General features: G+C 65.5%; 22 protein-coding genes. 9 read left to right on the forward strand and 13 right to left on the reverse strand.

The window, feature by feature from the left end; all coding sequences use genetic code 11:
- Positions 1–10 precede the first annotated feature (10 nt).
- The 4 genes from bla to ruvA all read right to left on the reverse strand — a co-directional run bounded on the left by bla (position 11) and on the right by ruvA (position 4408).
- Positions 11–910 (reverse strand): subclass B3 metallo-beta-lactamase, encoded by a 900-nt coding sequence (gene bla, locus FE851_RS15490; protein WP_261370960.1) that lies wholly within the window; start codon positions 908–910, stop codon positions 11–13.
- Between the two features lie 4 nt (positions 911–914).
- Positions 915–2657 carry an AMP-dependent synthetase/ligase gene (locus FE851_RS15495; RefSeq protein WP_145204503.1) on the reverse strand — a complete coding sequence of 581 codons (1743 nt, stop codon included), beginning with the start codon at positions 2655–2657 and terminating at the stop codon, positions 915–917.
- A gap of 126 nt (positions 2658–2783) precedes the next feature.
- Positions 2784–3803, reverse strand: a complete 1020-nt coding sequence (gene ruvB, locus FE851_RS15500) for a Holliday junction branch migration DNA helicase RuvB (RefSeq protein ID WP_019053438.1) — start codon at positions 3801–3803, stop codon at positions 2784–2786.
- A complete protein-coding gene (gene ruvA, locus FE851_RS15505; RefSeq protein ID WP_145203837.1) occupies positions 3800–4408 on the reverse strand; it encodes a Holliday junction branch migration protein RuvA in 609 nt (202 codons plus the stop codon). Before ruvA ends, ruvB begins: the two co-directional genes overlap by 4 nt.
- Before the next feature lie 127 nt (positions 4409–4535).
- Between ruvA and FE851_RS15510 the strand changes: the two genes are divergently transcribed.
- Complete coding sequence (locus FE851_RS15510) at positions 4536–5111, forward strand: peptidase S14 (RefSeq protein WP_026002350.1); 576 nt, start codon at positions 4536–4538, stop codon at positions 5109–5111.
- A gap of 7 nt (positions 5112–5118) precedes the next feature.
- A complete protein-coding gene (locus FE851_RS15515) occupies positions 5119–5754 on the forward strand; it encodes a DUF1345 domain-containing protein (RefSeq protein ID WP_145203840.1) in 636 nt (211 codons plus the stop codon).
- Positions 5755–5775: 21 nt separating this feature from the next.
- On the opposite strand, the gene FE851_RS15520 is transcribed toward FE851_RS15515, so the two are convergent.
- Entirely contained in the window at positions 5776–6096 is a 321-nt protein-coding gene (locus tag FE851_RS15520) for a hypothetical protein (protein WP_130754573.1), read from the reverse strand.
- Between the two features lie 150 nt (positions 6097–6246).
- On the opposite strand from FE851_RS15520, the gene FE851_RS15525 reads away from it, so the two are divergent.
- Complete coding sequence (locus FE851_RS15525; RefSeq protein WP_145203843.1) at positions 6247–7548, forward strand: methyltransferase family protein; 1302 nt, start codon at positions 6247–6249, stop codon at positions 7546–7548.
- 18 nt (positions 7549–7566) lie between these two features.
- Here the strand turns inward: FE851_RS15525 and FE851_RS15530 are convergent, their stop codons facing one another.
- Both FE851_RS15530 and FE851_RS15535 read right to left on the reverse strand, forming a co-directional pair.
- On the reverse strand, positions 7567–8940 hold the full coding sequence (locus tag FE851_RS15530) for a glutamate--cysteine ligase (RefSeq protein WP_145203846.1): 1374 nt from the start codon (positions 8938–8940) through the stop codon (positions 7567–7569).
- A 100-nt stretch (positions 8941–9040) separates the two neighbouring features.
- Positions 9041–9787, reverse strand: a complete 747-nt coding sequence (locus FE851_RS15535) for a 16S rRNA (uracil(1498)-N(3))-methyltransferase (RefSeq protein WP_107125912.1) — start codon at positions 9785–9787, stop codon at positions 9041–9043.
- A gap of 96 nt (positions 9788–9883) precedes the next feature.
- Between FE851_RS15535 and ubiA the strand changes: the two genes are divergently transcribed.
- Both ubiA and FE851_RS15545 read left to right on the forward strand, forming a co-directional pair.
- On the forward strand, positions 9884–10786 hold the full coding sequence (ubiA, locus tag FE851_RS15540; protein ID WP_145203849.1) for a 4-hydroxybenzoate octaprenyltransferase: 903 nt from the start codon (positions 9884–9886) through the stop codon (positions 10784–10786).
- Positions 10783–12258 carry a phospholipase D-like domain-containing protein gene (locus tag FE851_RS15545; RefSeq protein ID WP_107125910.1) on the forward strand — a complete coding sequence of 492 codons (1476 nt, stop codon included), beginning with the start codon at positions 10783–10785 and terminating at the stop codon, positions 12256–12258. Before ubiA ends, FE851_RS15545 begins: the two co-directional genes overlap by 4 nt.
- Here the strand turns inward: FE851_RS15545 and FE851_RS15550 are convergent.
- The 6 genes from FE851_RS15550 to FE851_RS15575 all read right to left on the reverse strand — a co-directional run bounded on the left by FE851_RS15550 (position 12255) and on the right by FE851_RS15575 (position 18468).
- Positions 12255–12512, reverse strand: coding sequence for a BrnA antitoxin family protein (locus FE851_RS15550; protein ID WP_017182940.1), 258 nt, complete (start codon positions 12510–12512; stop codon positions 12255–12257). The two genes, FE851_RS15545 and FE851_RS15550, sit on opposite strands and share 4 nt — an antisense overlap.
- Positions 12493–12765: a BrnT family toxin gene (locus FE851_RS15555; protein ID WP_017182941.1), complete on the reverse strand. Its 273-nt coding sequence runs from the start codon at positions 12763–12765 to the stop codon at positions 12493–12495. Before FE851_RS15555 ends, FE851_RS15550 begins: the two co-directional genes overlap by 20 nt.
- Positions 12766–12874: 109 nt before the next feature.
- Entirely contained in the window at positions 12875–16318 is a 3444-nt protein-coding gene (gene smc, locus FE851_RS15560) for a chromosome segregation protein SMC (protein ID WP_145203852.1), read from the reverse strand.
- Between the two features lie 116 nt (positions 16319–16434).
- Entirely contained in the window at positions 16435–17169 is a 735-nt protein-coding gene (locus tag FE851_RS15565) for a thioredoxin domain-containing protein (protein ID WP_186378838.1), read from the reverse strand.
- A gap of 45 nt (positions 17170–17214) precedes the next feature.
- Positions 17215–17880 (reverse strand): thioredoxin domain-containing protein, encoded by a 666-nt coding sequence (locus FE851_RS15570; RefSeq protein WP_017182944.1) that lies wholly within the window; start codon positions 17878–17880, stop codon positions 17215–17217.
- Between the two features lie 45 nt (positions 17881–17925).
- Positions 17926–18468: a DUF721 domain-containing protein gene (locus FE851_RS15575; RefSeq protein WP_026002354.1), complete on the reverse strand. Its 543-nt coding sequence runs from the start codon at positions 18466–18468 to the stop codon at positions 17926–17928.
- A gap of 26 nt (positions 18469–18494) precedes the next feature.
- On the opposite strand from FE851_RS15575, the gene mutY reads away from it, so the two are divergent.
- From mutY to FE851_RS15595, 4 genes are read left to right on the forward strand one after another with little or no spacing between them, the layout of a single operon-like run.
- Positions 18495–19577 (forward strand): A/G-specific adenine glycosylase, encoded by a 1083-nt coding sequence (gene mutY / locus FE851_RS15580; protein ID WP_145203858.1) that lies wholly within the window; start codon positions 18495–18497, stop codon positions 19575–19577.
- Complete coding sequence (gene nudC / locus FE851_RS15585; protein ID WP_186378839.1) at positions 19564–20481, forward strand: NAD(+) diphosphatase; 918 nt, start codon at positions 19564–19566, stop codon at positions 20479–20481. The genes mutY and nudC overlap by 14 nt, the downstream gene beginning before the upstream one ends.
- A 42-nt stretch (positions 20482–20523) precedes the next feature.
- Positions 20524–21870 carry a TldD/PmbA family protein gene (locus FE851_RS15590; RefSeq protein WP_145203864.1) on the forward strand — a complete coding sequence of 449 codons (1347 nt, stop codon included), beginning with the start codon at positions 20524–20526 and terminating at the stop codon, positions 21868–21870.
- Entirely contained in the window at positions 21857–22651 is a 795-nt protein-coding gene (locus tag FE851_RS15595) for a 3'(2'),5'-bisphosphate nucleotidase CysQ (RefSeq protein WP_017182949.1), read from the forward strand. The genes FE851_RS15590 and FE851_RS15595 overlap by 14 nt, the downstream gene beginning before the upstream one ends.
- Positions 22652–22785 lie beyond the last annotated feature (134 nt).

Genomic DNA, 22785 nt, shown 5'->3' on the forward strand with positions numbered 1-22785 from the left:
GCGGCTGCCCTTATCGTCCTTTGACGGCAGCCGCTTCGCGGGCGAGCCTTTTGTCCAGATTCGAACGCGCAGCAGCGGCGTAGCGGGTGCAAGCCTTGCTATCGATCAAAGGGGCAGTTCCCGCGAGGCGATCGTAAAGAGCGCTGGCGGACGGATGCGGCGTGATGAGCAGGTCGCAGCGGAGCGCCGCGACTTTGGCAATGGTCGCGCGCAGGCGGGCGACATAGGCGGGGTGATCGGCAAAGCGATACCCGTCCGCCGATACTGCGCTCAGACTGTCGGCATATACGATACTGCGGCAATTTTTTCCGGCGCAGGCGGTCCATGACCAGCTGGTGCCGCCCGGCGAATGGCCCGGCGTCAGATGGGCGGTCAGGCGGAGCGATCCCAGCGTGACGGCTTCCCCATCCCTGACGATGCGCCCGACGCGCGCGCCGGTAAAGGCATCGAGGCCGCCGCGTTGCGGATCGTCGCGGGCCGGGGTGCCGCTTTCCAGCATCGGCCGGGCGGCCGTCGACGCGATCAGGGTGGCGCCGGTGCGCTGCTGAAGGGCGTGCAGCCCGCCGGCATGATCGACATGCTCATGGGTGGAGAGCAGATATTTAACGTCCCTGGGGCGAACGCCCAGCCGCTCGATATTGGCGATGATGGTAGGGACAGCCTGCGCGGTGGCCCCGTCGATCAATATATGGCCTTTCGCCCCGGTGATAAGCAGCACCGTGATGCCGCAACTGCCCACGTCATAGACATTGGCGAAGATGCGGACGGGCGGGGCGGGATCGCTCCAGCCATCCTTGCCCGCGCACTGGCGCTGATGCTCGGCCATGCTGGCCGGGCCGGATGGCGTTGCAGCGTGCAATGGCGCGCTGGCGACCATCGCGGCCAAGATTGGCACAGGCAGAGCTTTCAATCCTTCATCCCTTGTACAGCGCGTCCATCCGATCGGCATAGCGTTTGCGGATGACATGGCGGCGGATCTTCATCGACGGGGTCATTTCCTCATTGTCGATGGTGAAGGGTTCGTCGGCCAGGATGAAGCGGCGGACCCGTTCGATCACAGACAGGTCGGCATTGACCCGGTCCACTGCCGCGCGCAGCGCCGCCATATAGGCCGGATTGGCAGGCGCGTCGGCAGGCACGACGCCATTGGCCTGCGCCCATTCGCGGGTCCATTCAGCGTCCGGCACGATCAGGCCGACCAGATAGGGGCGACGGTCGCCATGCACCATCGCCTGACCGATCTCATTCTGGAGCGTCAGCATCCCTTCAATCTTTTGCGGGGAGACATTGTCGCCCTTGTCATTGACGATCAGGTCTTTTTTGCGGTCGGTGATGCGGATGCGTCCCTTGGCATCGAATTCGCCAATATCCCCGGTGTGGAGCCAGCCATCCTTCAGCACTTTTTCGGTTTCGGCCGGGTTGCGCCAATAGCCGTGCATGACCAGTTCGCCGCGCACGAGGATTTCGCCATCGTCCGCGATCTTGACCTCCACCCCTTTGAGTGGTGGCCCGACCGTGTCCATGGCGATGCCCGCGCTAGGGCGGTTACAACTGACCACGGGACCGGCTTCGGTCTGGCCATAGCCCTGGAGCAGGGTGAGGCCCATCGCATCGAAGAACAGGCCGACATCGGGGTTGAGCGGCGCGCCGCCCGACACGAGCGCCTTGAGCCTGCCGCCGAAGCGGGCGCGGATCTTGGGAAGAAGCGTGCGGGCAAGCAGGGCTTTTAACGGCAGGTCGAGGACGGACGCCTTGCCCTGCTGTTCCTTTGCGCCGATGCGCAGCGCCTGCGCCATCAGCCAGGTCGGGAATTTGCCCTGCTTCTCGATCGATTTGATGATGCGGGCGCGCAGCACTTCGAACAGGCGGGGGACGACGACCATGATGGTGGGCCGGGTTTCCTCGATATTGCTGGCGAGTTTTTCCAACCCTTCCGCATAGTAGATTTGCCCGCCCAGCAGCATGGGCAGGAACTGCCCGCCGCTATGTTCATAGGCGTGGGAGAGGGGGAGGAAGGAGAGGAATGTCTCCTCGCCCCAGCCGAAATCCTCCGCAACGATGGTGCCTGCGCCTTCGGCATTGAGCAGGATCGCGCCATGATGCTGCATCACCCCGCGCGGCGCGCCGCCGGTGCCGCTGGTATAGATGATGCAGGCCTGATCCTGACGGGTTGCGGTCTGGGCGGCGGCGCAGGCGGCAACGTCGGTGGGGTGGGCGACGATCAGATCGTCCCACAGATGGCAGGTCGCCTGCCCCTGTGCGCCGCGCAACGGCTCCATGCCGATGACGAAGCTGGCCTGCGAGCGGACGACGGCGGGCATCAGCGCCTGTGCCAGCTTGGCGGTCGAGACGATGACGGCGCGGGCGCCGCTGTCGGTCAGGATATGCTGGTGATCGCGCGTGGTGTTGGTGGTGTAGGTCGGCACGGTGATGCAGCCCGCCGCCATGATCGCCAGGTCGGCGATGCAGAATTCGGGCCGATTCTCGCTGACCAGCATGACCGGGTCGCCGGGCTTGAGGCCCAGGGATTTGAGCGCGGTGGACAGGGCGGCGACCCGGCGGGCGACCTCATTCCAGCTGAGCGGATGCCATGTCCCGCCGCTCTTGCGCCACAGAAAGGGGGTGTCGCCGCGCTCTGCGGCGCGCGTGAAGAACATGGTGACAAGGTTGGGAAATGTCTCGATGGCCCTCAAGGCTCGACTCCTGCGGTTCCGACGCATCTGGCGCGCGCCTGATCTTGGCCATGGCTATAGCCCCGCCATGCCGTAGCGGCCATGCTTTTCTCAGTCGAACAGCCCGTTTTGGACGTCCTGCGGCGGGTTGAGGCCCAGATGCTTCCAGCCCGGACCGTTGAGGCAGCGGCCACGCGCGGTACGGGCGATGAGGCCAAGCTGGATGAGATAAGGCTCGATCACTTCCTCGATCGTGTCGCGCGCTTCGGACAGGCCGGCGGCAAGGGTTTCGACGCCCACCGGACCACCCCGATAAATGTCGGCGATCATCATCAGATAGCGGCGATCCATCAGGTCAAGGCCCAGATCATCGACATCCAGCCGCCGAAGCGAGGCGTCGGCGACCTTGGCATCGACGGCGGGGACGCCGGCGACATTGGCGAAATCGCGCACCCGGCGCAGCAACCGCCCGGCGATGCGCGGGGTGCCGCGCGACCGGCGGGCAATCTCCACAGCGCCGTCGGGGGTGATGGCAAGGTCGAGCAAGCGGGCGGCGCGGCGCACCACCAGTTCCAGTTCGGGCACGGTGTAGAATTGCAGGCGCACCGGGATGCCGAAGCGATCGCGCAGGGGGGTGGTGAGCAACCCCTGCCGCGTGGTCGCACCGACCAGGGTGAAGGGCGGCAGGTCGATGCGGACCGATCGGGCGGACGGGCCTTCGCCGATCATCAGGTCGAGCGCGCGGTCCTCCATCGCGGGGTAGAGGACTTCCTCCACCGCCGGGTTGAGACGATGGATTTCGTCCACGAACAGGACGTCGCCTTCGTCGAGGTTGGTGAGCAGGGCAGCCAGATCGCCGGACTTGGCGATGACCGGGCCGGATGTGGCGCGAAAGCCCACGCCCATTTCCTTGGCGACGATCTGCGCCAGCGTGGTCTTGCCAAGGCCGGGCGGGCCGAAGAAGAGCACATGGTCCAGCGCCTCGCCCCGCGACTTCGCAGCCTCGATAAAGACACGCAGATTGCCGCGCGCGGCTTCCTGCCCGATAAATTCGTCGAGCGATTTGGGACGCAGCGCGGCGTCGACATCCTCGACGCGACGAGTGGGGGCGAGCAGGCGGTCTTCGGTCACTTCGCGGCCTTCCGCAGCGCGAGCCGCACGAGCGCATCGAGGCTGGCGTCATCGCCCAGTTCGGCTTCGGCAGACGCGACGGCGGTGCTGGCTTCATGGGGTTTGAAGCCGAGATTCTGGAGCGCAGAGAGCGCGTCGGCGGCGAAGCTGCCGGTGGGCAGCATGGCGACGCCACCCGCGTCGATTGGGCCACCAGCCGGGGGCGCGCCGATCTTGTCCTTCAATTCATTGACGATGCGCTGGGCGAGTTTGGGGCCGACGCCGTTCGCGCGCGCGATCATCGCCTTGTCCCCCATCGCGACGGCGCGGTGCAGTTCGAGCGGTTCGAGCGCGGACAGGATCGCCAGCGCCACCCGCGATCCCACGCCCTGCACATGGGTGAGCAGCCGATACCAGTCGCGCTCTTCTGCGCGCGCAAAGCCGACGAGGCGGATCGAATCCGCCGCGACCAGCATTTCGGTGTGGATCGTCACCGCTTCGCCGATGCTGCCCAGCGCCGCGAGCGTGCGCGATGAGGCGCCGACCAGATAGCCCACGCCGCCCACATCGATGATGGCATGGTCCAGCCCGGTGCTGTCGAGCCGTCCTTTCAATTTCGCGATCATGTCCGCCGCCCCATGGTCATGATCTGTTCTTTACAGCCTCCCGCGCGCGGCGCCAGCGTAAAAGCGCGGCACCTTTTGCGCGCCCATGCGTAGTGCAGCGCGACACCGATCTTCCAAGGACGCGACAATGCTTATGACCGCACCGATGCTAGGCCCAAAGGATTTTGAATATCCATCGATCATGCTGTCGGGGGTGGTCGACCATGGCATGTATCTGCATTTCAAGAACTGCTTGTCGAACGCGCCGCAGCAGGGTTTGGTGGTGGTGGAAATTTCCACCCTGGGCGGCGACCCGGAAATTGCCCGGCTGATGGGCGAAGATATTCGTTTCCATTCCGACCTTTATCCTGAACGACGGCTGGTATTTCTGGGGCGAACCGCAGTCTATTCGGCGGGGGCGACCTTCATGAGCTTTTTCGCCACCGAAAATCGCTATGTGACCCGCGGCACCCGGATCATGATCCATGAGCGGCTGATCACGAAGAATATCCAGCTGTCAGGGCCGCTTTCCACCTGCATCGCGACATTGAAGGCGACGCTGAACGAGATTGAATCGTCGATCGCGATCCAGAATGAAGGGTTCCAGAATCTGATCCTAGGATCGGACATCAGCATGGAGGAGTTGCTCCAGAAAGCGCCTGAAAACTGGTATCTGGAGGCCAATGAAGCGCAGGCGCGCGGATTGATCGCCGCCGTGCTATGAAGGGCGCATGAGCCGCACGATTTCCCGCCAGCCCATCTTCCCGTGGCGTTATGGCATGTTCCTGGCGCTGCTGGTGACGGCAGCGCCGCTTGGCCTTTGGCTGCGCTGGCATGAAGCGGTGATGGCGGGTTTCGACATCGCCGCGCTGGCTTTCATGGTGTCGGTCGTGCCGCTGATCCGTGCCGATCCCGCCGCCATCCGGCGCAAGGCGCAGGCGAATGACGCCAATCGCGAGTTGATGCTGTTGCTGACCGGGATCGTCAGCCTGGTCATATTGGTCGCGGTCGGCGTGGCTGTGAGCCAGCATGGCGGGCCCAAGGCCTGGGTGATCGCGTTGCTGCTGGCGACGTTGCTGGTCGCCTGGCTATTTTCCAACCTCATTTACGCGATGCATTACGCGCATATCTTCTATCGGGCGGACAAGGGTGGCGGCGACTGCGCCGGGCTGGATTTTCCGGACACGAAGGAGCCGGGCTATTGGGATTTTCTGTATTTCGCTTTCACGCTGGGCATGACATTCCAGACGTCCGACATATCCATCACTGACAGCGGCGTGCGGCGCACCGTATTGTTTCAGTGCCTTGCCGCCTTCCTGTTCAACCTTGGCATATTGGCCTTTACCATCAACGTGCTGGGCGGCTGAGCGAAATTCAAATCCGCCCCATCAGGCGGCGGTGTCGATCGGGCCGCGTCGCCCCTGCGACTGGCTTTGCTTGGCGGAGCGGGGCGCCGAATCGTCCAGTCCCATATGCCGTACCGTCCTCCACCATTCGGGCAATATCGGCTTGAGCACCGAAAGGCTGCCGCTGCGGGGCGCGGCGTACCAATCGTCGCCGACACGCTGGAAACGCCAGACCGGATCGCAGTTGAGCGGCACACGCTCAAACACTGGTTGGCCATTGGGGCTGCCAAGGGCCGGGACTTCCTTCAACTGGGCAGGGACGTTGCGCACGCTGCCATCGGGAAATCGCACCGCAATCGTCATCTCCTGTCTCCATTGTCGAAGCTTAGGTTGAGATAACGCACTGAGATAAAAAGGGTTCATGGCCTTGCCACAGGTTAAGATGATTCCTGCCGGCCGACACGCGCCATGCCTTTCACCGCTTGCTTACCCTTTTGCGCTAGAGCAGCGACCATGCGCGATTCCGTCGATCCCTGCCCCAAATCCGCCGTCAGCCACGGCGTGGGCATCGCTGGCCTAGTCGGCCTTGGCCTCTGGACGCTGGTGGCGCGCCATTATGGCATGGACGGTCCCAATGCCGGGCTGGCCGCGGTCGTCGCCTGCGGCCTGCCAATGGTGCTGTGGTCGCTGATGGTGGACAAGGTGCATCGCAACGCATCGACCGGCATCGACTGGCATGGCCCGGCGCGTCCCGTGCGCGACGTGCTGGACATCAGCATCATCAAGATTGCGGGATTGTGGGCGACCTGGCTCGCCATTGCGATCTTCTATTGCATCGCGCGCTGGTACTGGAACGGCAACTACCGATTTTCGATGGACCTGTTCACCGCTGCAGCGCCCTGGCTGCTCGCTTTGTCCATCCCCTACATCATCTGGATCGACCGGCGGCTGGTGCACCCCAAGGATGCCAGTTACAGTTTTGGCCAATGGGTGATCGGCGGCGCGGCGGGCGCGCCCGACATGCGCCAGGTCGCCCATCATGCCCGCGCCTGGACGGTGAAGGGCTTTTTCCTGGCTTTCATGGTCTCCATCGTGCCCGGCAATTTCGCCAATGTCGTGGACTGGCGGATCGAGGAGGCCTTCGCCAATCCCGTGGCGATGGCTGGTTTCCTGATTGCGGTCATGTTCATGATCGACGTGTGCCTTGCCACGGTGGGTTATATTCTGACCTTCAAGCCGCTGGATTCGCATATCCGCACCGCCAACCCCTATCTGGCGGGCTGGGTCGCAGCGTTGATCTGCTATCCGCCGTTCGTGCTGATGGGGGGCGGGGGACCGCTTGATTATCATGCGGGCGGGGCGGAATGGGACTATTGGACGCAAGGGTCGGGCGTGCTGCAATGGGCGCTGGGTGGATGGCTGGTGCTGCTGACCGGCATCTATGCCTGGGCGACGGTGGCGTTCGGCCTGCGCTTTTCCAACCTGACCCATCGCGGTATCCTGACGCACGGTCCCTATCGCTGGACCCGGCATCCGGCCTATCTGGCGAAAAATCTGTTCTGGTGGTTTTCGGCGCTGCCTTTCCTGAGCGTGTCCGGGTCCATGACCGACATAGTGCGCAATTGCGCGATGCTGGCGCTCACCAATGCGGTCTATTACTGGCGCGCCCGGACGGAAGAACAGCATCTGTCCGCCGACCCCGATTATCGCGCCTATAGCGACTGGATGGAGCGCAACGCGCCGGTGCCGCGCTTCTTCGCGTGGGTGACGGGACGCAAGCGCCCCGCCGCCGCGGTGATTCAGGCAGCCGAATAAGCCGCCCGCATCGCGCGATCAGAAGCTTTCTTCCGCATAGATTTTGCTGACGTCGCCGCCCCATTCGCCATGATAGCGATCCAGCAGCCGTTCGGCGTGGGTCTTGCCGGACGACACGACCTCTTCCAGATCGGACAGATAGCCGGTTTCATTGTCGCCTGCCGTATTGAGACGGGCGCGGGCGGCGAGGCCTGAACGCGCAATGTCGAGCGCGGGACGGGCGATGTCGCGCAGCGTGCGGCCCTTGCCGACCGGCGCATCGAGGCCGAGGCGCGGCACGGAATCGCGCAATATCTGGCGATCTTCCATGCTCCAGTCCTTGACCAGATCCCAGGCGGCGTCGAGCGCGCCCTGATCATAGAGCAGGCCGACCCAGAGCGCGGGCAGGGCGCAGATGCGGCCCCAGGGTCCGCCATCGGCGCCGCGCATTTCAAGGAAGCTTTTGAGCCGCACTTCGGGAAAGGCGGTGGAAAGATGATCCTCCCAATCCTTCTCCGTGGGCTTTTCGCCCGGCAGGACCGACAGTTCGCCGTTCAGGAAATCGCGGAACGACAGGCCCGAAGCGTCGATATATTTGCCGTCGCGATAGACGAAATACATCGGCACATCGAGCGCATAGTCGGCATAGCGTTCATAGCCAAAGCCGTCTTCGAACACGAAGGGCAACATGCCGGTGCGCTTGGGGTCGGTGTCCGACCAGATATGGCTGCGGTAGGAGAGGAAGCCGTTGGGCTTGCCTTCGGTAAAGGGCGAATTGGCGAACAGCGCGGTGCCGAGCGGTTGCAGGGCGAGGGAGACGCGGAACTTCTTGGCCATGTCCGCTTCGCTGCCATAGTCCAGATTGGTCTGGATGGTGCAGGTGCGCAGCATCATGTCCAGCCCCATGGAGCCGACGCGCGGCATGTGCCGCAGCATGATTTCATACCGGCCCTTGGGCATGATCGGCAGGTCCACGCGCGTCTTGTCTGGCCACATGCCCAGGCCCAGAAAGCCCAGGCCCAGCATGTCGCCGACATATTTCACCTGTTCCAGATGGCGGCCGGTTTCGGCGCAGGTCTGGTGAATATTGTCGAGCGGCGCGCCGGACAGTTCGAGCTGCCCGGCCGGTTCCAGGCTGATCGTGCCGTCGGCGCCGGACAGGGCGATGATATTCTCACCCTCGAACACCGGGTTCCAGCCATATCGGGTCAGGCCGATCAGCAGCGTGTGGATGCCGCCCTTTTCCTCATAGGAAGGGGCGTGATGATCCTTGCGGTTATAGACGAATTTCTCGTGCTCCGTGCCGATGCGCCAGCGATCCTTGGGCTTTTCGCCCTTGGCAAAGGCCGCGATCAACTGGTCGCGGCTTTCGATGACGGGATCTTCACCCGCTGAGTCGGTTCTGGTGCTCATGCCCCGCCCTTAATGCTTCCCCTCGGCCGGTCAAACAGCGACTGGCGTTGATCAGATAGGGCCTGTCTATAAACGGTTCAATCCAATAGCGAAATGAAACTTAGTGCCAGTCCCCGTTCAGCGTCATCCACGCTGCCGTTGCGGCGATGGCAGCGGTTTCGGCGCGCAGGATCCGGGGACCGAGCGAAACCGCCACGGCGCGCGGGTGGGCGCGGATCGCTTCGCGTTCGGCCGGGTCGAATCCGCCCTCCGGCCCGATCAGGAAAGCGGCGGGACCGGGGTGGGCGGCAAAGGCCGCGGCGAGCGGTGCGCCGCCGGTTTCATCGGCAAAGAACAGGTGACGGTCCTGCGGCCAGTCGCGCAGCAACGCATCGAGCTTCACCATCGCGGCAAGATCCGGCAGGCTGGTGCGGCCGCATTGTTCGGCGGCCTCGACCAGATGGGCGTGCAAACGGTCCAGGTTGAGCTTGTCCACCACGGCGCGGCGAGTGAGGACCGGCTGGAGCTTGGCCACGCCCAGTTCGCACGCCTTTTCAGCGATCAAATCTATTCGGCCCTTCTTGATCGGGGCGCAGCAGAGCCAGAAATCCGGGACGGATTCGGGCGGTCGCGTCTGGCGGATGCATTCCAATATCAGGTCGCGCTTGCGGATGTCGCGGGCGCGGGCGGCCCATTCGCCTGATCGGCCGTCGAACAGCAGGACGATGTCGTCGGGCTTCACCCGCATGACGCTGATCAGATAATGGGCCGGATTGCCATCGACAGGCACCGACACGCCATCCCCCAACTGGGTTTCGACATGCAGACGCGGCGCGCTTTGCGGCGGCCAGGCGGGAGTTGCGGTCATGATGCGCTTTCCGTTCGACGAAACTTGCCCGGAGGCTATGGGAGTCTTTAGAGAAGAACGGGGCTTCGACAAGTCGGCCCGAATGGAGTGCGTCAGTTGAGCCAGATCATCGTTCCCGACAGCCAGGCGCGTGGGCTGCTGGCGCGGCTGCCGGACACCCCGCGCGCGCTGGTGCAGATGGCGCGGTTCGACCGGCCCATCGGCTGGTGGCTGCTCTTCTGGCCGGGGGCCTGGGCGGTAGCGCTGGCGGGGGGCGGCTTTGCGCGCTGGCCGCTGATACTCTGGCTGTTGGCGGGGAGCATCGCGATGCGCGGCGCTGGCTGCGTATTCAACGATATCGTCGATCGCGATCTCGACCGCAAAGTGGCGCGCACGGCCGCGCGCCCGCTGGCGAGCGGCACGATGACGCTGCGCACGGCCTGGCTGTGGCTGGTTGCGCTATGTCTGGTCGGGCTGATCGTGCTGCTGCAATTGCGCCTCTATGCGCAGGTCGTTGCGCTGGCGTCGCTGGCGCTGGTCGCGGCCTATCCCTTCATGAAACGGATCACCGGCTGGCCGCAAGTCTGGCTTGGCCTCGTCTTTTCATGGGCGGCGCTGGTCGGGTGGAGCGAGGTGATGGGCGCGCTGACGCTGCCGGGAATTTCACTCTATGCCGGAACCATTTTCTGGGTTGTGGGCTATGACACGATCTACGCGCTGCAGGACCGGGAGGACGACGCGCTGATCGGCATTGGTTCCAGCGCCCTATCCATGGGGCGGCACGTCCGGCTGGGCGTGGCGCTCTGCTATCTGTGCGCGCTCGGCCTGTGGAGCGGGGCGATCTGGCAGGTGCGGCCCCAGATGCTGGCGCTGGCCGCATTGCTGCCGGTGGCGGGGCATCTGCTGTGGCAGGTCGCCACCCTGCGCGAGGATGGTCTCGATCCACTCGTCAAATTCCGATCCAACCGCTTTGCCGGACTGCTGATGTTTCTGGGATGCCTAGTGGTCGGCAGCGCATGAGCGCGCCAATTGCCGGCCCCGTCGCCGGAGAGGATTGCTGGCAGATCGCACGGGCAACGCGCGCCAGCACGATCATCGACGCCGACGCCTATTTCCGCCATGCCCGCACGGCGATGCTCAAGGCGAAACGGCGGATCATGCTGATCGGCTGGGATTTTGATGCCGCGATCAGCCTGGTGCGGGAGGATGAGGTCCATGATGGCGCGCCAGTGGTCATCGGCGATTTCATCAGCTGGCTGGTGGACCGCACGCCGGATCTGGAAATCTTCCTGCTGCGCTGGGACGTCGGCGCGATGAAGTCGATGGTGCGGCCAACCAACCTGTTCACGACGCTCAAATGGATGGCCCATCCGCGCGTGACGGTGAAGCTGGACAGTCATCATCCGCCCGCTGCCTCCCATCATCAGAAGATCGTGGTGATTGACGATTGCTTCGCCTTTTGCGGCGGCATCGACATGACTGGCGACCGATGGGACACGCGCCATCATCGCGATGAAGAACCGGGCCGGCTGCATCCGGACGGGTCGCCCTATGGCCCCTGGCACGATGCGACCACGGCGCTGACCGGACCTGTCGCCGCGGCGCTGGGGGAACATGCCCGCAATCGCTGGGTCGGGGCGGGCGGCGATGCGCTGGCACCGGTCGAGGGGGTGGAAGATTGCTGGCCCGACCATCTGCCGGTGCAATTCACCGATGTCGATGTCGCCATTTCCCGCTCCGCGCCCAAAATGGACGATCAGGAAGAACTGATCGAGATCGAGCGGCTCTATTGTCACCAGATCGCAGCGGCGCAGCGTTGCATTTATGCCGAAAGCCAATATTTCGCATCGCGCCGCATTGCCGAAGCGATCGCCAATCGGCTCGACGAAGCGGACGGGCCGGACATCGTCATCATCAATCCGACCCAGGCCGATGGCTGGCTGGAGCAGCAGGCGATGGATTCGGCGCGAGCGCGCCTGTTCGAGGCTTTGAAGGCGCGTGACGTCCATGGGCGGCTGCGCATCTATCATCCCTTCACGACGCGCGGCGTTCCCATCTATGTCCACGCCAAGATCCTGATCGTCGATGATCGGCTGATCCGGGTCGGTTCATCCAACATGAACAACCGCTCGATGCGGCTGGACACCGAATGCGACGTGACGATCGATACCGCGCTGCCCGCCAATGCCGGCTGGCAGGACAGGATCAGGGCGATCCGAGACGATCTGATCGCCGAGCATCTCGACCTGCCAGTGGAGCGGGTGGCGCGCGTCGTCGCGCAGCGCGGGCTGGTCGCGGGGATAGAGGAAATGCGCCAGAAGCCCGGCCGGACGCTGCGCCCCTATGAGACACCAGACCTGAACGACGTACAGGCCTGGCTGGCCGACCATGAGGTGCTGGACCCCGAAGGACCGGACGAAATGTTCGAGCCGATCAGCGAACGTGGCCTGTTCCGGCGGATGAAGGGCTGGTTAGGGCGGGTTAAGGATTAAAGGCCGAGCGCCTTGCGGAGTTCGGCGTTGATCCGGCTTTGCCAGCCCGGCCCGGTGGCGCGGAAACCGTCCAGTACGGCAGCGTCGAGGCGAAGGGTTACCTGTTGTTTGGGGGCGTCCGATTTGGGGCGGCCGGGACGGGTCAGCGTGCCAGTGGCGGGGCGGATAACCCTATCGCCGATGCGAAATTCCGCTCGATCAAATATCTCCTCCGTCCATTCGGGAATGTCATCATCATCCCAATCTGCGGGCAAAGGCTTTCTGCTCTCGGTCATTGCATTTCCTCATGGAGATGACCCGGATTCCACCATCAACCGGCGTCCAGACCACCGTAATGAGCCTGTCGTTCATCAGGCCATAAGTCTGAAAACGCGGCTCAACATAGTCATATCTATCGTCCTCCACCGTGTAGGACGGACCGTCAAAAACCTGCGCGGCATCAGCGAAATCCAATCCCCGTTCCTGTAGGGTTTTCAATCGCTTTGCCGGATCGAAGCTCAATTCCATTTTCATGCCCCTAGAACGTAGTTACGCGACGCGCTCCAGGGTGGACAAAAACGCTTTGCCATTTTGCATAACTACAGAAATTCGTCAAGAATTTTTGTAACTACAATAATCATTCTGCCGCCAGCAAGGCTTCGGCGCTCTGGAGGTTGACCGAAACGAGGCGGCTGACGCCGCGTTCGACCATGGTGACGCCGAACAGGCGGTGCATCCGCGCCATGCTGACGGCGTTGTGGGTGACGATGAGGTAGCGGGTCTGGGTCTGGGCGACCATGGCGTCGAGCAGGTCGCAGAACCGCTCGACATTGGCGTCGTCCAGCGGTGCGTCGACTTCGTCGAGCACGCAGATCGGCGCGGGATTGGTAAGGAACAGGCCGAAGATCAGCGCCACGGCGGTCAACGCCTGTTCCCCGCCCGACAGCAGGGTGAGCGCAGCCAGCTTCTTGCCCGGTGGCTGGGCCATGATCTCAAGCCCCGATTCCAGCGGATCGTCACTGTCGATCAGTTCCAGATGCGCCTGACCGCCATTGAACAGGGTGGTGAAGAGGCGGCGGAAATGGGCGTCGACCGCCTCGAACGCGGCGAGCAGGCGCTGGCGGCCTTCGCGGTTGAGGCTACCGATCGAGCCGCGCAGGCGATGGATCGCCTGGGTCAGTTCCTCGCTTTCGGCGCGGCTGCTGGCCTGCACCTGCTCCAGTTCCTCCAGTTCCTGCGCCGCGACGAGATTGACCGGGCCAATCCGCTCGCGATCGGCCGTGAAGCGGTCATGGTCGGCCTGTTCGGTCTGGGCGAGGCGGATGTCGGCGCTGGCAAAGCCCAGCTTTTCGGGCAGGAGCGGGGGTGGGCATTCGAAACGTTCGCCCGACAGCCGATTGGTTTCGATCCGCCGTTCATCCGCGGATTCGGCGCGGGCCGTGGCGGTGGCGCGCGCTTCGCGGGCAGCGGCGAACATTTCGCCAGCCTGTGCGGATCGCTGCTCGGCCTGGCGCAAGGCAGCTTCGGCGTCCTGCTCGGCATGGCGGGCAGCATCGGCGGCAGCGGTCAGCGTCGCACCCTGATCGTCCAGCGCGGCGATGGCCTGCGCCAGCACGTCGGGCTGGCCCGCGATGGCGGCGCGTTCGGTGGCTATCTCGTCGCCACGTGCGACCATCGCGGCGATGCGTTTGGCCGCTTCGCCCGCGCGGGCGCGCCAGCCCTTGATCTCCGCATCGGCAGCGGCTTGCCGTTCGCGGGCGCTCGACAGGGCACGGTCGGCCAGGGCCTGATCGGCCTGTAGCTGGCTGACGATGGCGCGTGCCTTTTCGCTTGCCTGCGCCAGCGTGGCGACCTGGGTGCGCGGGTGCGCTCCGTCGGGCATGGTGGCGCGGGCCGATTGCGCGCTGTCATGATCGGCGCGGGCGGCATCGGCATCGCGGCGCGCCTCCGCCAGTCGCTCCTCAATCCCTTCGCGCCGCCCGGCCAGTCGTTCCAGCGCAGTCGTTGCCTCGTCTGCGCTACGCAGCGCGATCCGCAAGCTCTGATCGGCCTGGGCAAGCTGGGTGCGGCCGCTGGCGAGCGAATCGCTGGCAGCCTGTTCGCGGACCTTGGCCTGCTGCTGGTCGGTGCTGGCGGCATCGACCTGCGCCTGGACGGTGGGGCGGTTCGCGGCGATCGCCTCCAGCCGGTTGAGGCGGATCAGTCGTTCCGCCGCCGCAGCCCCGCCTTCCATCGCCACATAGCCATCCCAGCGGCGCAACTGGCCATCGCGGGTGACGAGGCGCTGGCCGACGGCTAGGAGATGGCCCTCATCCCTGTCGGTGACCGCAATCTGGGCCAGACGGCGGGCGAGTTCGGGCGGGGCGGTGACATGGGCGGCGAGTGGCGCGCAGCCGTCGGGCAGTGTGGGGTCGCTTGTCAGCGACGGCGCGCCGGCCCAGCGGCGCTTGCCGTCGGGGGCGATCGGCGCTTCCAGATCGTCGCCCAGCGCGGCGGCCAAAGCGCGTTCATAGCCCGGCGCGGCCTTGAGCTGATCGAGCGCACGGGTGCGACCGCCGGGACCGCTGTCTACCGCGCGTTTGAGCGCAGCCGCTTCGCTGTCGAGCGCTGCGAGGGCGGCGCGCGCGGCGGAGAGTGCGCCTTCGGCAGAGGCACGTTGCTCACTTGCCGACTGACGCGCGGCTTCGGCGGCATGGATCGCGGCTTCGGCGGCATCGCGGGCGGCGCTGGCCTGTTGCTGCGCAGCGATGGCGGCGGCGCGCTGCGCTTCCAGCGGTGCGGGGTCGGGCAGGGCGGCGGCTTCGCCGCTCAAGCGCTGAACGTCGCGTTCCGCGCGCTCCAACCGGTTGCGCGCGGCCACCAGCGCCGCTTCGGCGACGCGCAGTTCGGCCTGTTCGCCTGCCTGCTTCGCCATCGCCTTGGCCAGATCCAGTTCGGCGTCGCGGGCGCTGTCCTCGGCGCTGGCTATGCGGCTGGCGAAATCGGGGCGCAGCTTTTCGGTTTCGGCGATGCGCGCCTTCAACGTTGCGATTTCGGCGGTGAGGCGCGCGATGGCGTCGGCGGCGTCATTGGCGAGGGTGCCTTCGCGCGCGCGATCTTCCTCCAGCCGGGCGGCCTGCTGGGCCAGATCATGCAGCCGCCGGACCACGCCGTCGCGCTCGGTACGTAGCGTGGCGAGGCGATGGCCAGCCTCACTGGCGTCATCGCGCGCGCGTTGGGCGGCGGCGCGACGCTCGGCCAGCGCGGCCAGCGCGGCTTGGGCATGCGCGGCGGCAGCGAGTTGCGCGTCCTGCGCGGCGGCGACGGCGGCCTCCGCCTCTTTCGCCTGCGCGCGGGCGGTTTCGGCGCTGGCATGGGCCTCACGCCAGCGGGCGAAAAGGGCGCGCGCTTCGGCGACCCTGATCTGATCGGACAGGCGGATATAGCGTTCGGCGGCGCGGGCCTGACGACGCAGGGCATTGGCGCGCGCGTCCATGTCGAGCAATATTTCGGCGAGCCGGGCAAGATTGGTTTCGGCCGCGCGCAGTTTCTGCTCGGCGTCCTTGCGTCGGACATGCAGGCCCGCAATCCCGGCCGCTTCCTCCAGCATGGCGCGCCGCTCCTGGGGCCGGGCGGCGATGACGGCGGCGATTCGGCCCTGGCTGACCAGCGCCGGGCTGTGCGGGCCGGTGGCGGCGTCGGCAAAGATCAGCGACACATCCTTGGCGCGCACGTCGCGGCCATTGGCGCGATAGGCGCTGCCTGCGCCGCGCTCGATCCGCCGGGTGACCTCCAGTTCGCCGTCCGGGCCTATATCGACGGCGGAAAAAAGCTCGCCCTGTTCCTGCACCGTCAGGAGCGAGACTTCGGCAAAATCGCGTTGGGGCCGGGTGGCGGTGCCTGCGAAGATCACATCCTCCATGCCGCCGCCGCGCATGGATTTGGCGCTGGATTCGCCCATGACCCAGCGTATGGCTTCCAGCAGGTTGGACTTGCCGCAGCCATTGGGGCCGACAATGCCAGTCAGGCCGGGTTCAATGCGCAATTCGGTCGCATCGACGAAGCTTTTGAAGCCGGAAAGCTTGAGCCGCTTTATCTGCATTGCTGTTGTCTGCGCCAAGGCCGCAATGCGGCGCAGAACAAGGCCGCGCAGGGGAGGCGTGCGGCCACCCCTGCCTTCAAGCGCTCAGGCGCTGATGTCCGCCCCCCGACGCGCAATCAGATGCCTGCTTCCTTGAGCTTGGGCTGAAGCGTCGCCCAGTTGGCGACATTGTCGACCAACACGCCGTTGATCAGGAAGCTGGGCGTGCCCGTGATCTGATACTGGCTGTTGGCTGTTTCGACGCCCTTGGCCAGCTTTTCGGCTGCCCCGGTATCGGCCAGACACTGTTTCGCCTGATCTTCGGCAATGCCGCGCTGCTTGGCGAAATCGATAAGGCCCAGCGCACCGGCCAGCCGGCCGAAACGCTGTGCCGGCGGGGCGCTCATCAACGCCTGATAGGGCTGGTCGCCCAGAGCCTGCGCCTTTTCGAACATCGCGTTCTGGTTCGCGAAAAACTGTTCGGACAGGGGATAGAAGATGTCCTTGCCGCCGCAACGGGCGAGCAGCGCGGTCGAAATGTCGATCGGGTCGCGGACATAGGTGCGGAATTCAAAGCTCATCTTGCCGGTATCGACCAGCTTCTTGATCTCCTCCGACGCTTCGACGGAAAAGTCACGGCAATGGCTGCAAGTGTAGGAGCCATATTCGACCAGCTTCAGCTTGGCCGCCGGATTGCCCATGACGAAATAGCCCTCTGGCGTCGCCGCGATGGTTTCCGACCAGCTGGTGCCCGCTGGCGGCGCGACGGCGGCAATGGCTTCGCCCTTGGGCACGGCGCCTTCTTCGCTCTTGCCGCAGGCGGCAAGGGTGAGGGACAGGGCGATAAGGACGACACCGGACAAGGCTTTCACGACGGGCAAGGCTCCGATTATGGGCGGGTTGACGGCTTTATTAGATCAGCGGGCGACGGGGGGCAATGCAGCCTGGAGCTTGCCCCAGTCCGATCCGGCGACCAGCGCGCCGTTGATGGTGAAGCCGGGCGTGCCGTTGATCTTCACCTTGTTCCATGCCTCGTCGGTCATCGCCATGACCTGCTTCATCGCCATGGGGCTGGCGATGCAGGCATTCAACTGGGCGGGCGTGTAGCCGCGCTTGGCCATCAGCGTGTAGAGGCCGGTTTTCTGGCCGATGTCGCGCAGCGCCGCAATCTGTTCGGTCGGCTTCACCGCGTCCCGATCATAGGCAAGCAGCTGTTCCATCCACGCATCCTGATTGGCGAACAGCGCTTCATGATTGCCCATGAAGCGCGCCGGGCCGCCGCAGCGGGCAAGCAGCGCGGCGGTCAGGTCATATTTGTCGCGCACGGCGTTGCGCACTTCGACGCTGACCTTGCCGCTTTTGACATAATCGGCCTTGAGCGGGGCGCTCGCTTCGCCGACGAAATGGGCGCAATGGCTACAGGTGTAGCTGACATATTCGACCAGCTTCGTGGGCGCGGCGGGATTGCCCATGGCATGGCCGCCGATCGCCGAGACGGTGACGCGGTCGACCCAGTTGGCGGCGGGTGCGGCCAGGACGGCGACGGGCAGGGCGAGAAGGGCGAGGGAAAGCAGCTTTTTCATGAGCCAAGTCCAGTTAATGACTGGTGCTGAACGCCAGCCGAACGATTATCCGATTTTGGGCAGGCCGCTGCTGTTGGCAAGTCCCTGCGCCAGCGATTCCAGCACCGTGCGCAATTCCGGGTCGCCAATGTCGCGCAGCGAATCGCCCAGTTCGACCGGAATGGGCTTGAGATTGCGGGGCGGCGGGCGGCGCTCGGCGGGGCTGGGCATGATTTCGCCCTGCCGCATCGCCACTTTCGCCACGGCGGCATAGCCGAAAAAGCGGTTCACTCGTTCGATGATGTCCGGCACCATGTGCTGGACCATCGGCGCATGGCCGCTCATGACCGTGAGTTGCAGCGTGCCGCCAGCCTTTTGCCCGACCGGGAAGCGGATCGATTCGGGTGCGGAAATGCTGGCATAATGGCTGCCGACGATTTCCGACCAGCGGGTGACGATGCTCGACTGGACGAAGCCGAACTTGCGGAAGGCGGCGCGGCCAATGTCGGGCATCAGATCGGCGATTCGCCGCGATCCGCCGACGCGCGGCCGCTCCGCCGCTGGAATGGCGCGACTTTTCACTTTGGGTGTCGGGGGGCGTTCCGTCATGGGCCGCACCATGGCATAGCGCCGCCATGCGCGTCGAGGGTGACATGGTAAAAGACGGGGTAAAAATAGCGGCCGACCTGCTGGCCCATTATGATGTCCATGCCCGGCGCCTGCCCTGGCGCGCGCTGCCCGGCGCCAATGCGACCGACGCCTATCGGGTCTGGCTGTCCGAAGTCATGCTGCAACAGACGACGGTGGCGGCGGTCGGCCCCTATTTCGCGAAATTCACGGCGCGCTGGCCCAGCGTAGAGGCACTGGCGGCGGCGGACGATGCCGATCTGATGGCGGCCTGGGCGGGGCTTGGCTACTATGCCCGCGCCCGTAACCTGCTGGCCTGCGCGCGCGCGGTGGTGCGCGATCATGGCGGGCATTTCCCCGATACGGAGGAGGGGTTGCGCGCCCTGCCGGGGGTGGGCGCCTATACCGCCGCTGCGGTGGCGGCAATCGCCTTTGGGCGGCGCGCGGTAGTGGTGGACGCCAATGTCGAGCGGGTGGTGGCGCGGCTGTTTGCCATCGATACGCCTTTGCCAGCGGCCCGTCCGGCGATCCGCGCGGCAGCGGATGCGATCACGCCCGATGCGCGGGCGGGGGATTTTGCGCAGGCGATGATGGACCTAGGCGCGACCATCTGCACGTCGCGCAATCCGGCGTGCGGCATCTGCCCGTTGCGGGATGATTGTGCGGCAGTGCGCACGGCTGACCCCGCCGCCTATCCGGTCAAGGCGGCCAAGAAGACGCGGCCCCATCGTAACGGTCATGGCTGGTGGATCGAGCGGGCGGACGGTCATGTCTGGCTGGTGCGCCGTCCGGACAAGGGGCTGCTGGGCGGGATGCGGGCGCTGCCCAGTTCCGACTGGAGCGCCGATCCCGCCGCCGCGCCACCCTTTGCCGGGGACTGGCGGACGCTGGCCGATCCGGTTGCCCATGTCTTTACCCATTTCTCGCTGGCGCTGACCGTCCATACCACCCATGTGGAGCAGGATCATGCCCCGTGCGGCGCGGGCGAATGGTGGCCGGTCGAACGCATTGCCGATGCGGGGCTGCCCACTTTATTCGCCCGCGCGGCGCAGGCGGTGTTGAAGGAGAAGGATGCGGATGCACGGCACTGACCCCCGGCTTGATGACCCGCCCGGCTTTGTCGGCGGCACGCTCGATCGTGTCGACCATATCCGCTCGAACCCTGCATTGCTGGCGGAGACATTTGCCGATCCGGCAGCGCGCGTGCTGGTGCTGGACGGGCTGGAGCCGGTCGAGGTCGATGGCGCGCTGGTGCTGGAGCCGATCGATGGCGGCGCGCTGGTCGAGGATCATGTGCTGTTGGGCGTCGATCCGGAGGGACGACCGATCTTCGCTGAATTGCTGGTCGAATTGACGGGCGGTTCGGGGGCGACGCCCCGTAGCCGGGCATTGGCGGGGCAAGTGTCAGCGCAGGAACTGGCGCTTTACGGGACAGCGCGCAGTTTGCTGCATTGGCACGTGCGCCACCGCTTCTGCGCGGTCTGCGGCGGGCGGACTGCGCCGGTCAAGGCAGGCTGGGCGCGCCAGTGCGGGACGTGTCAGGCGGAGCATTTTCCACGCGTGGACCCGGTGTCGATCATGCTGGCGGAATATGAGGGCAAGGTGCTGCTGGGCCGCCAGCACGCCTGGCCACCGGGACGCTATTCGGCGCTCGCGGGCTTTATCGAGCCGGGCGAGACGATCGAGGAAGCGGTGGCGCGCGAATTGTTCGAGGAAGCGGGTATCCGCGTCCATGGCGTGCGCTATGTGATGAGCCAGCCCTGGCCCTTCCCATCGTCGTTGATGATCGCCTGCGTCGCGCAGGCAGCGGGCGACGCGCTGACGCTGGACCCGACCGAGATTGAGGACGCTTTCTGGTGCGATGCCGATGGCGTGCGCGCAGCGATGGCCGGGCAGCCGGACGCACCCTTCATCGCGCCGCCGCGCATGGCGGGGGCGTGGCACTTGCTCGACCATTGGCTGGCGGGCGTTGCCCCGCGCGAGCCAAGCGCGTAAGGCCGACCCATTGTTTTTTCGTTTCGGGAATAGCTTGCCTCCATGCTCAGCCTAGAAGAAGCCCAGTCGCGCGCGCAGGATCTGGTGAGCGCCGCGCGCAAGGCGGGGGCGGACGCAGCCGACGCCATCTATGCCTGCAATGCCTCCACCAACATATCGGTGCGGCTTGGCGCGCTGGAGGATATTGAGCGGTCGGAGGGCGAGGAGATCGGCCTGCGCGTGTTCATCGGCAACCGGTCGGCCAGCATTTCCGCGTCTGACATGAACCCCGCAACGCTCGGCACGCTGGTCGACCGGGCGGTGGCGATGGCGCGCGAGGCACCCGAAGATCCTTATGCAGGCCTTGCCCCGCAGGACCGGCTGATGAAGAAGCGCCTGCCCGCGCTGGACCTGACCGACAGCGAGGAGCCGGAACCCGCTGCGCTGCGCGAACGCGCGATGATAGCGGAGGACGCGGCGCGCGCCGTGCCGGGCATCACCAATAGCGAGGGCGGGGGCGCGTCGAGCGGGCGTAGCCAGATTGCGCTGGCGACCAGCCATGGTTTTGCGGGCGCCTATGGCGCAACCAGCCATTCGACCTGGGCCAGCGTCCTGGCGGGCAGCGGATCGGACATGCAGCGCGACTATGCCAGCCACAGCGCGCGTCATCTGGAAGATCTGGATCAGGCCGAGGCGGTCGGCGTGCGGGCGGGCCAGCGGGCGGTGGCGCGGCTGAATCCGGTCAAGGTCGATAGTGGCGTGATGCCGGTGATTTTCGATCCGCGCATTGGTTCCAGCCTGGTGGGGCATCTGATTGGCGGCATGGTCGGCCCGGCGATTGCGCGGCGATCGAGTTTCCTGCTCGAATCGCTGGGCGAGGCGCTGTTTGACGCGAACGTCACCATCATCGACGATCCGTTGCTGGCGCGCGGGCTGCGATCGCGCCCGTTCGATGGCGAAGGGCTGCCGGTCGAACGGCGCGCGCTGATCGACAAGGGGGTGCTGACCGGCTGGCTGATGGACAGTGCGTCGGCACGCCAGTTGGGACAGGAACCGACCGGCCATGCCAGCCGTGGCGGCAGCGGCGCGCCGGGGGTCAGCATCACCAACGTCCATATGGAGCCGGGCAGCATATCCCCCGGCGACCTGATGGCGGACGTGAAGCGCGGCATCTATGTCACCGAACTGATCGGCATGGGGGTCAACGGCGTCACGGGCGATTATAGCCGGGGGGCGGCTGGCTTCCTGATCGAAAATGGGGCGGTGACCAACGCGGTGTCCGAAATCACCATCGCCAGCAATTTGAAGGCGATGTTCCGTTCCCTGATACCCGCCAATGACCTGCATTTCCGCTATGCCATGAATGTGCCGACGCTACGCGTACACGGGATGACCGTTGCCGGGGGCTGATATCGACCTGCGCGCGATCGTGGGGGCCGTGTCGGATGCGGCCGATCATGCGCTGGCGCTATGGGCGGGTGGCGAAACGCGCGTGCGCCAGTGGGAAAAAGTGCCGGGCCATCCGGTATGCGATGCCGATCTGGAAGTCGATGGCCTGCTGCGCGCCTCGCTCGGCGCGATCGATCCGGGGGCGGGATGGCTGTCGGAGGAGACCGCCGATACCGTGCATCGGCTGGGCGTGTCGCGGGTGTGGGTGGTCGATCCGATCGACGGCACGCGCGACTATCTGCGCGGACGACGCGGCTGGGCGGTGTCGGTCGCGCTGGTCGAGGATGGCGCGGTGCGGCTGGGGATATTGGCCGCGCCTGCCCGCAACGAATATTGGATCGCGCAGGCCGGGCATGGGGCGACCCGCAATGGGCGGACGTTGCGCGCGGGATCGCGCACGCTTCTCACCGGCGCGCGGGTGCCAGCCGAACAATTGCCGCGTAACGACAATGATCTGGTGATGGTCGAAAAGCCCAACAGCATCGCGCTGCGCATGGCGATGGTTGCCGCCGATGAGGCTGATCTGGTCGCCACGGTGCGCTGGGGCAATGAATGGGACATAGCGGCCGCCGCGATCATCTGTCAGGAGGCCGGCGCGATGGTGACCGATGCGCTGGGCGATCCGTTGCTGTTCAACCGGCCCCGGCCAACCGCCTTTGGCCTGCTATGCGCCGCGCCCGGCATCCACGCCGCCGCAACAGAACGGCTTGCGCCGCGCGCGCGGGAGATATTGGGCGGTTAAGTGCAGGCGCTGACCATTGGCGATGTCATTTTCCCCCGCATAGAGGATGATCGCGCGGTGGACGGAACTGCTCCCCACGAACCAGAGGGCGTGTGACGCGCATCCAACGGCCAATCCAGGGGACGCTTCAGGTC

Origin of the sequence: Sphingobium sp. B2, from assembly GCF_007693735.1 — a bacterium.
Classification (GTDB): domain Bacteria; phylum Pseudomonadota; class Alphaproteobacteria; order Sphingomonadales; family Sphingomonadaceae; genus Sphingobium; species Sphingobium xenophagum.

Excerpts from the sequence above, each read along its gene's own strand:
- FE851_RS15575 (WP_026002354.1), bottom strand. The coding sequence starts at position 18,468 with ATGACGGAACGCCCCCCGACACCCAAAGTGAAAAGTCGCGCCATTCCA.
- FE851_RS15530 (WP_145203846.1), bottom strand. The coding sequence starts at position 8,940 with ATGAGCACCAGAACCGACTCAGCGGGTGAAGATCCCGTCATCGAAAGC.
- nudC (WP_186378839.1), top strand. The coding sequence starts at position 19,564 with ATGCACGGCACTGACCCCCGGCTTGATGACCCGCCCGGCTTTGTCGGC.
- FE851_RS15555 (WP_017182941.1), bottom strand. The coding sequence starts at position 12,765 with ATGGAATTGAGCTTCGATCCGGCAAAGCGATTGAAAACCCTACAGGAA.
- smc (WP_145203852.1), bottom strand. The coding sequence starts at position 16,318 with ATGCAGATAAAGCGGCTCAAGCTTTCCGGCTTCAAAAGCTTCGTCGAT.
- FE851_RS15570 (WP_017182944.1), bottom strand. The coding sequence starts at position 17,880 with ATGAAAAAGCTGCTTTCCCTCGCCCTTCTCGCCCTGCCCGTCGCCGTC.
- FE851_RS15545 (WP_107125910.1), top strand. The coding sequence starts at position 10,783 with ATGAGCGCGCCAATTGCCGGCCCCGTCGCCGGAGAGGATTGCTGGCAG.
- FE851_RS15535 (WP_107125912.1), bottom strand. The coding sequence starts at position 9,787 with ATGACCGCAACTCCCGCCTGGCCGCCGCAAAGCGCGCCGCGTCTGCAT.
- FE851_RS15510 (WP_026002350.1), top strand. The coding sequence starts at position 4,536 with ATGCTTATGACCGCACCGATGCTAGGCCCAAAGGATTTTGAATATCCA.
- FE851_RS15515 (WP_145203840.1), top strand. The coding sequence starts at position 5,119 with ATGAGCCGCACGATTTCCCGCCAGCCCATCTTCCCGTGGCGTTATGGC.
- mutY (WP_145203858.1), top strand. The coding sequence starts at position 18,495 with ATGCGCGTCGAGGGTGACATGGTAAAAGACGGGGTAAAAATAGCGGCC.
- FE851_RS15520 (WP_130754573.1), bottom strand. The coding sequence starts at position 6,096 with ATGACGATTGCGGTGCGATTTCCCGATGGCAGCGTGCGCAACGTCCCT.
- FE851_RS15495 (WP_145204503.1), bottom strand. The coding sequence starts at position 2,657 with ATGTTCTTCACGCGCGCCGCAGAGCGCGGCGACACCCCCTTTCTGTGG.
- FE851_RS15525 (WP_145203843.1), top strand. The coding sequence starts at position 6,247 with ATGCGCGATTCCGTCGATCCCTGCCCCAAATCCGCCGTCAGCCACGGC.
- FE851_RS15590 (WP_145203864.1), top strand. The coding sequence starts at position 20,524 with ATGCTCAGCCTAGAAGAAGCCCAGTCGCGCGCGCAGGATCTGGTGAGC.
- ruvA (WP_145203837.1), bottom strand. The coding sequence starts at position 4,408 with ATGATCGCGAAATTGAAAGGACGGCTCGACAGCACCGGGCTGGACCAT.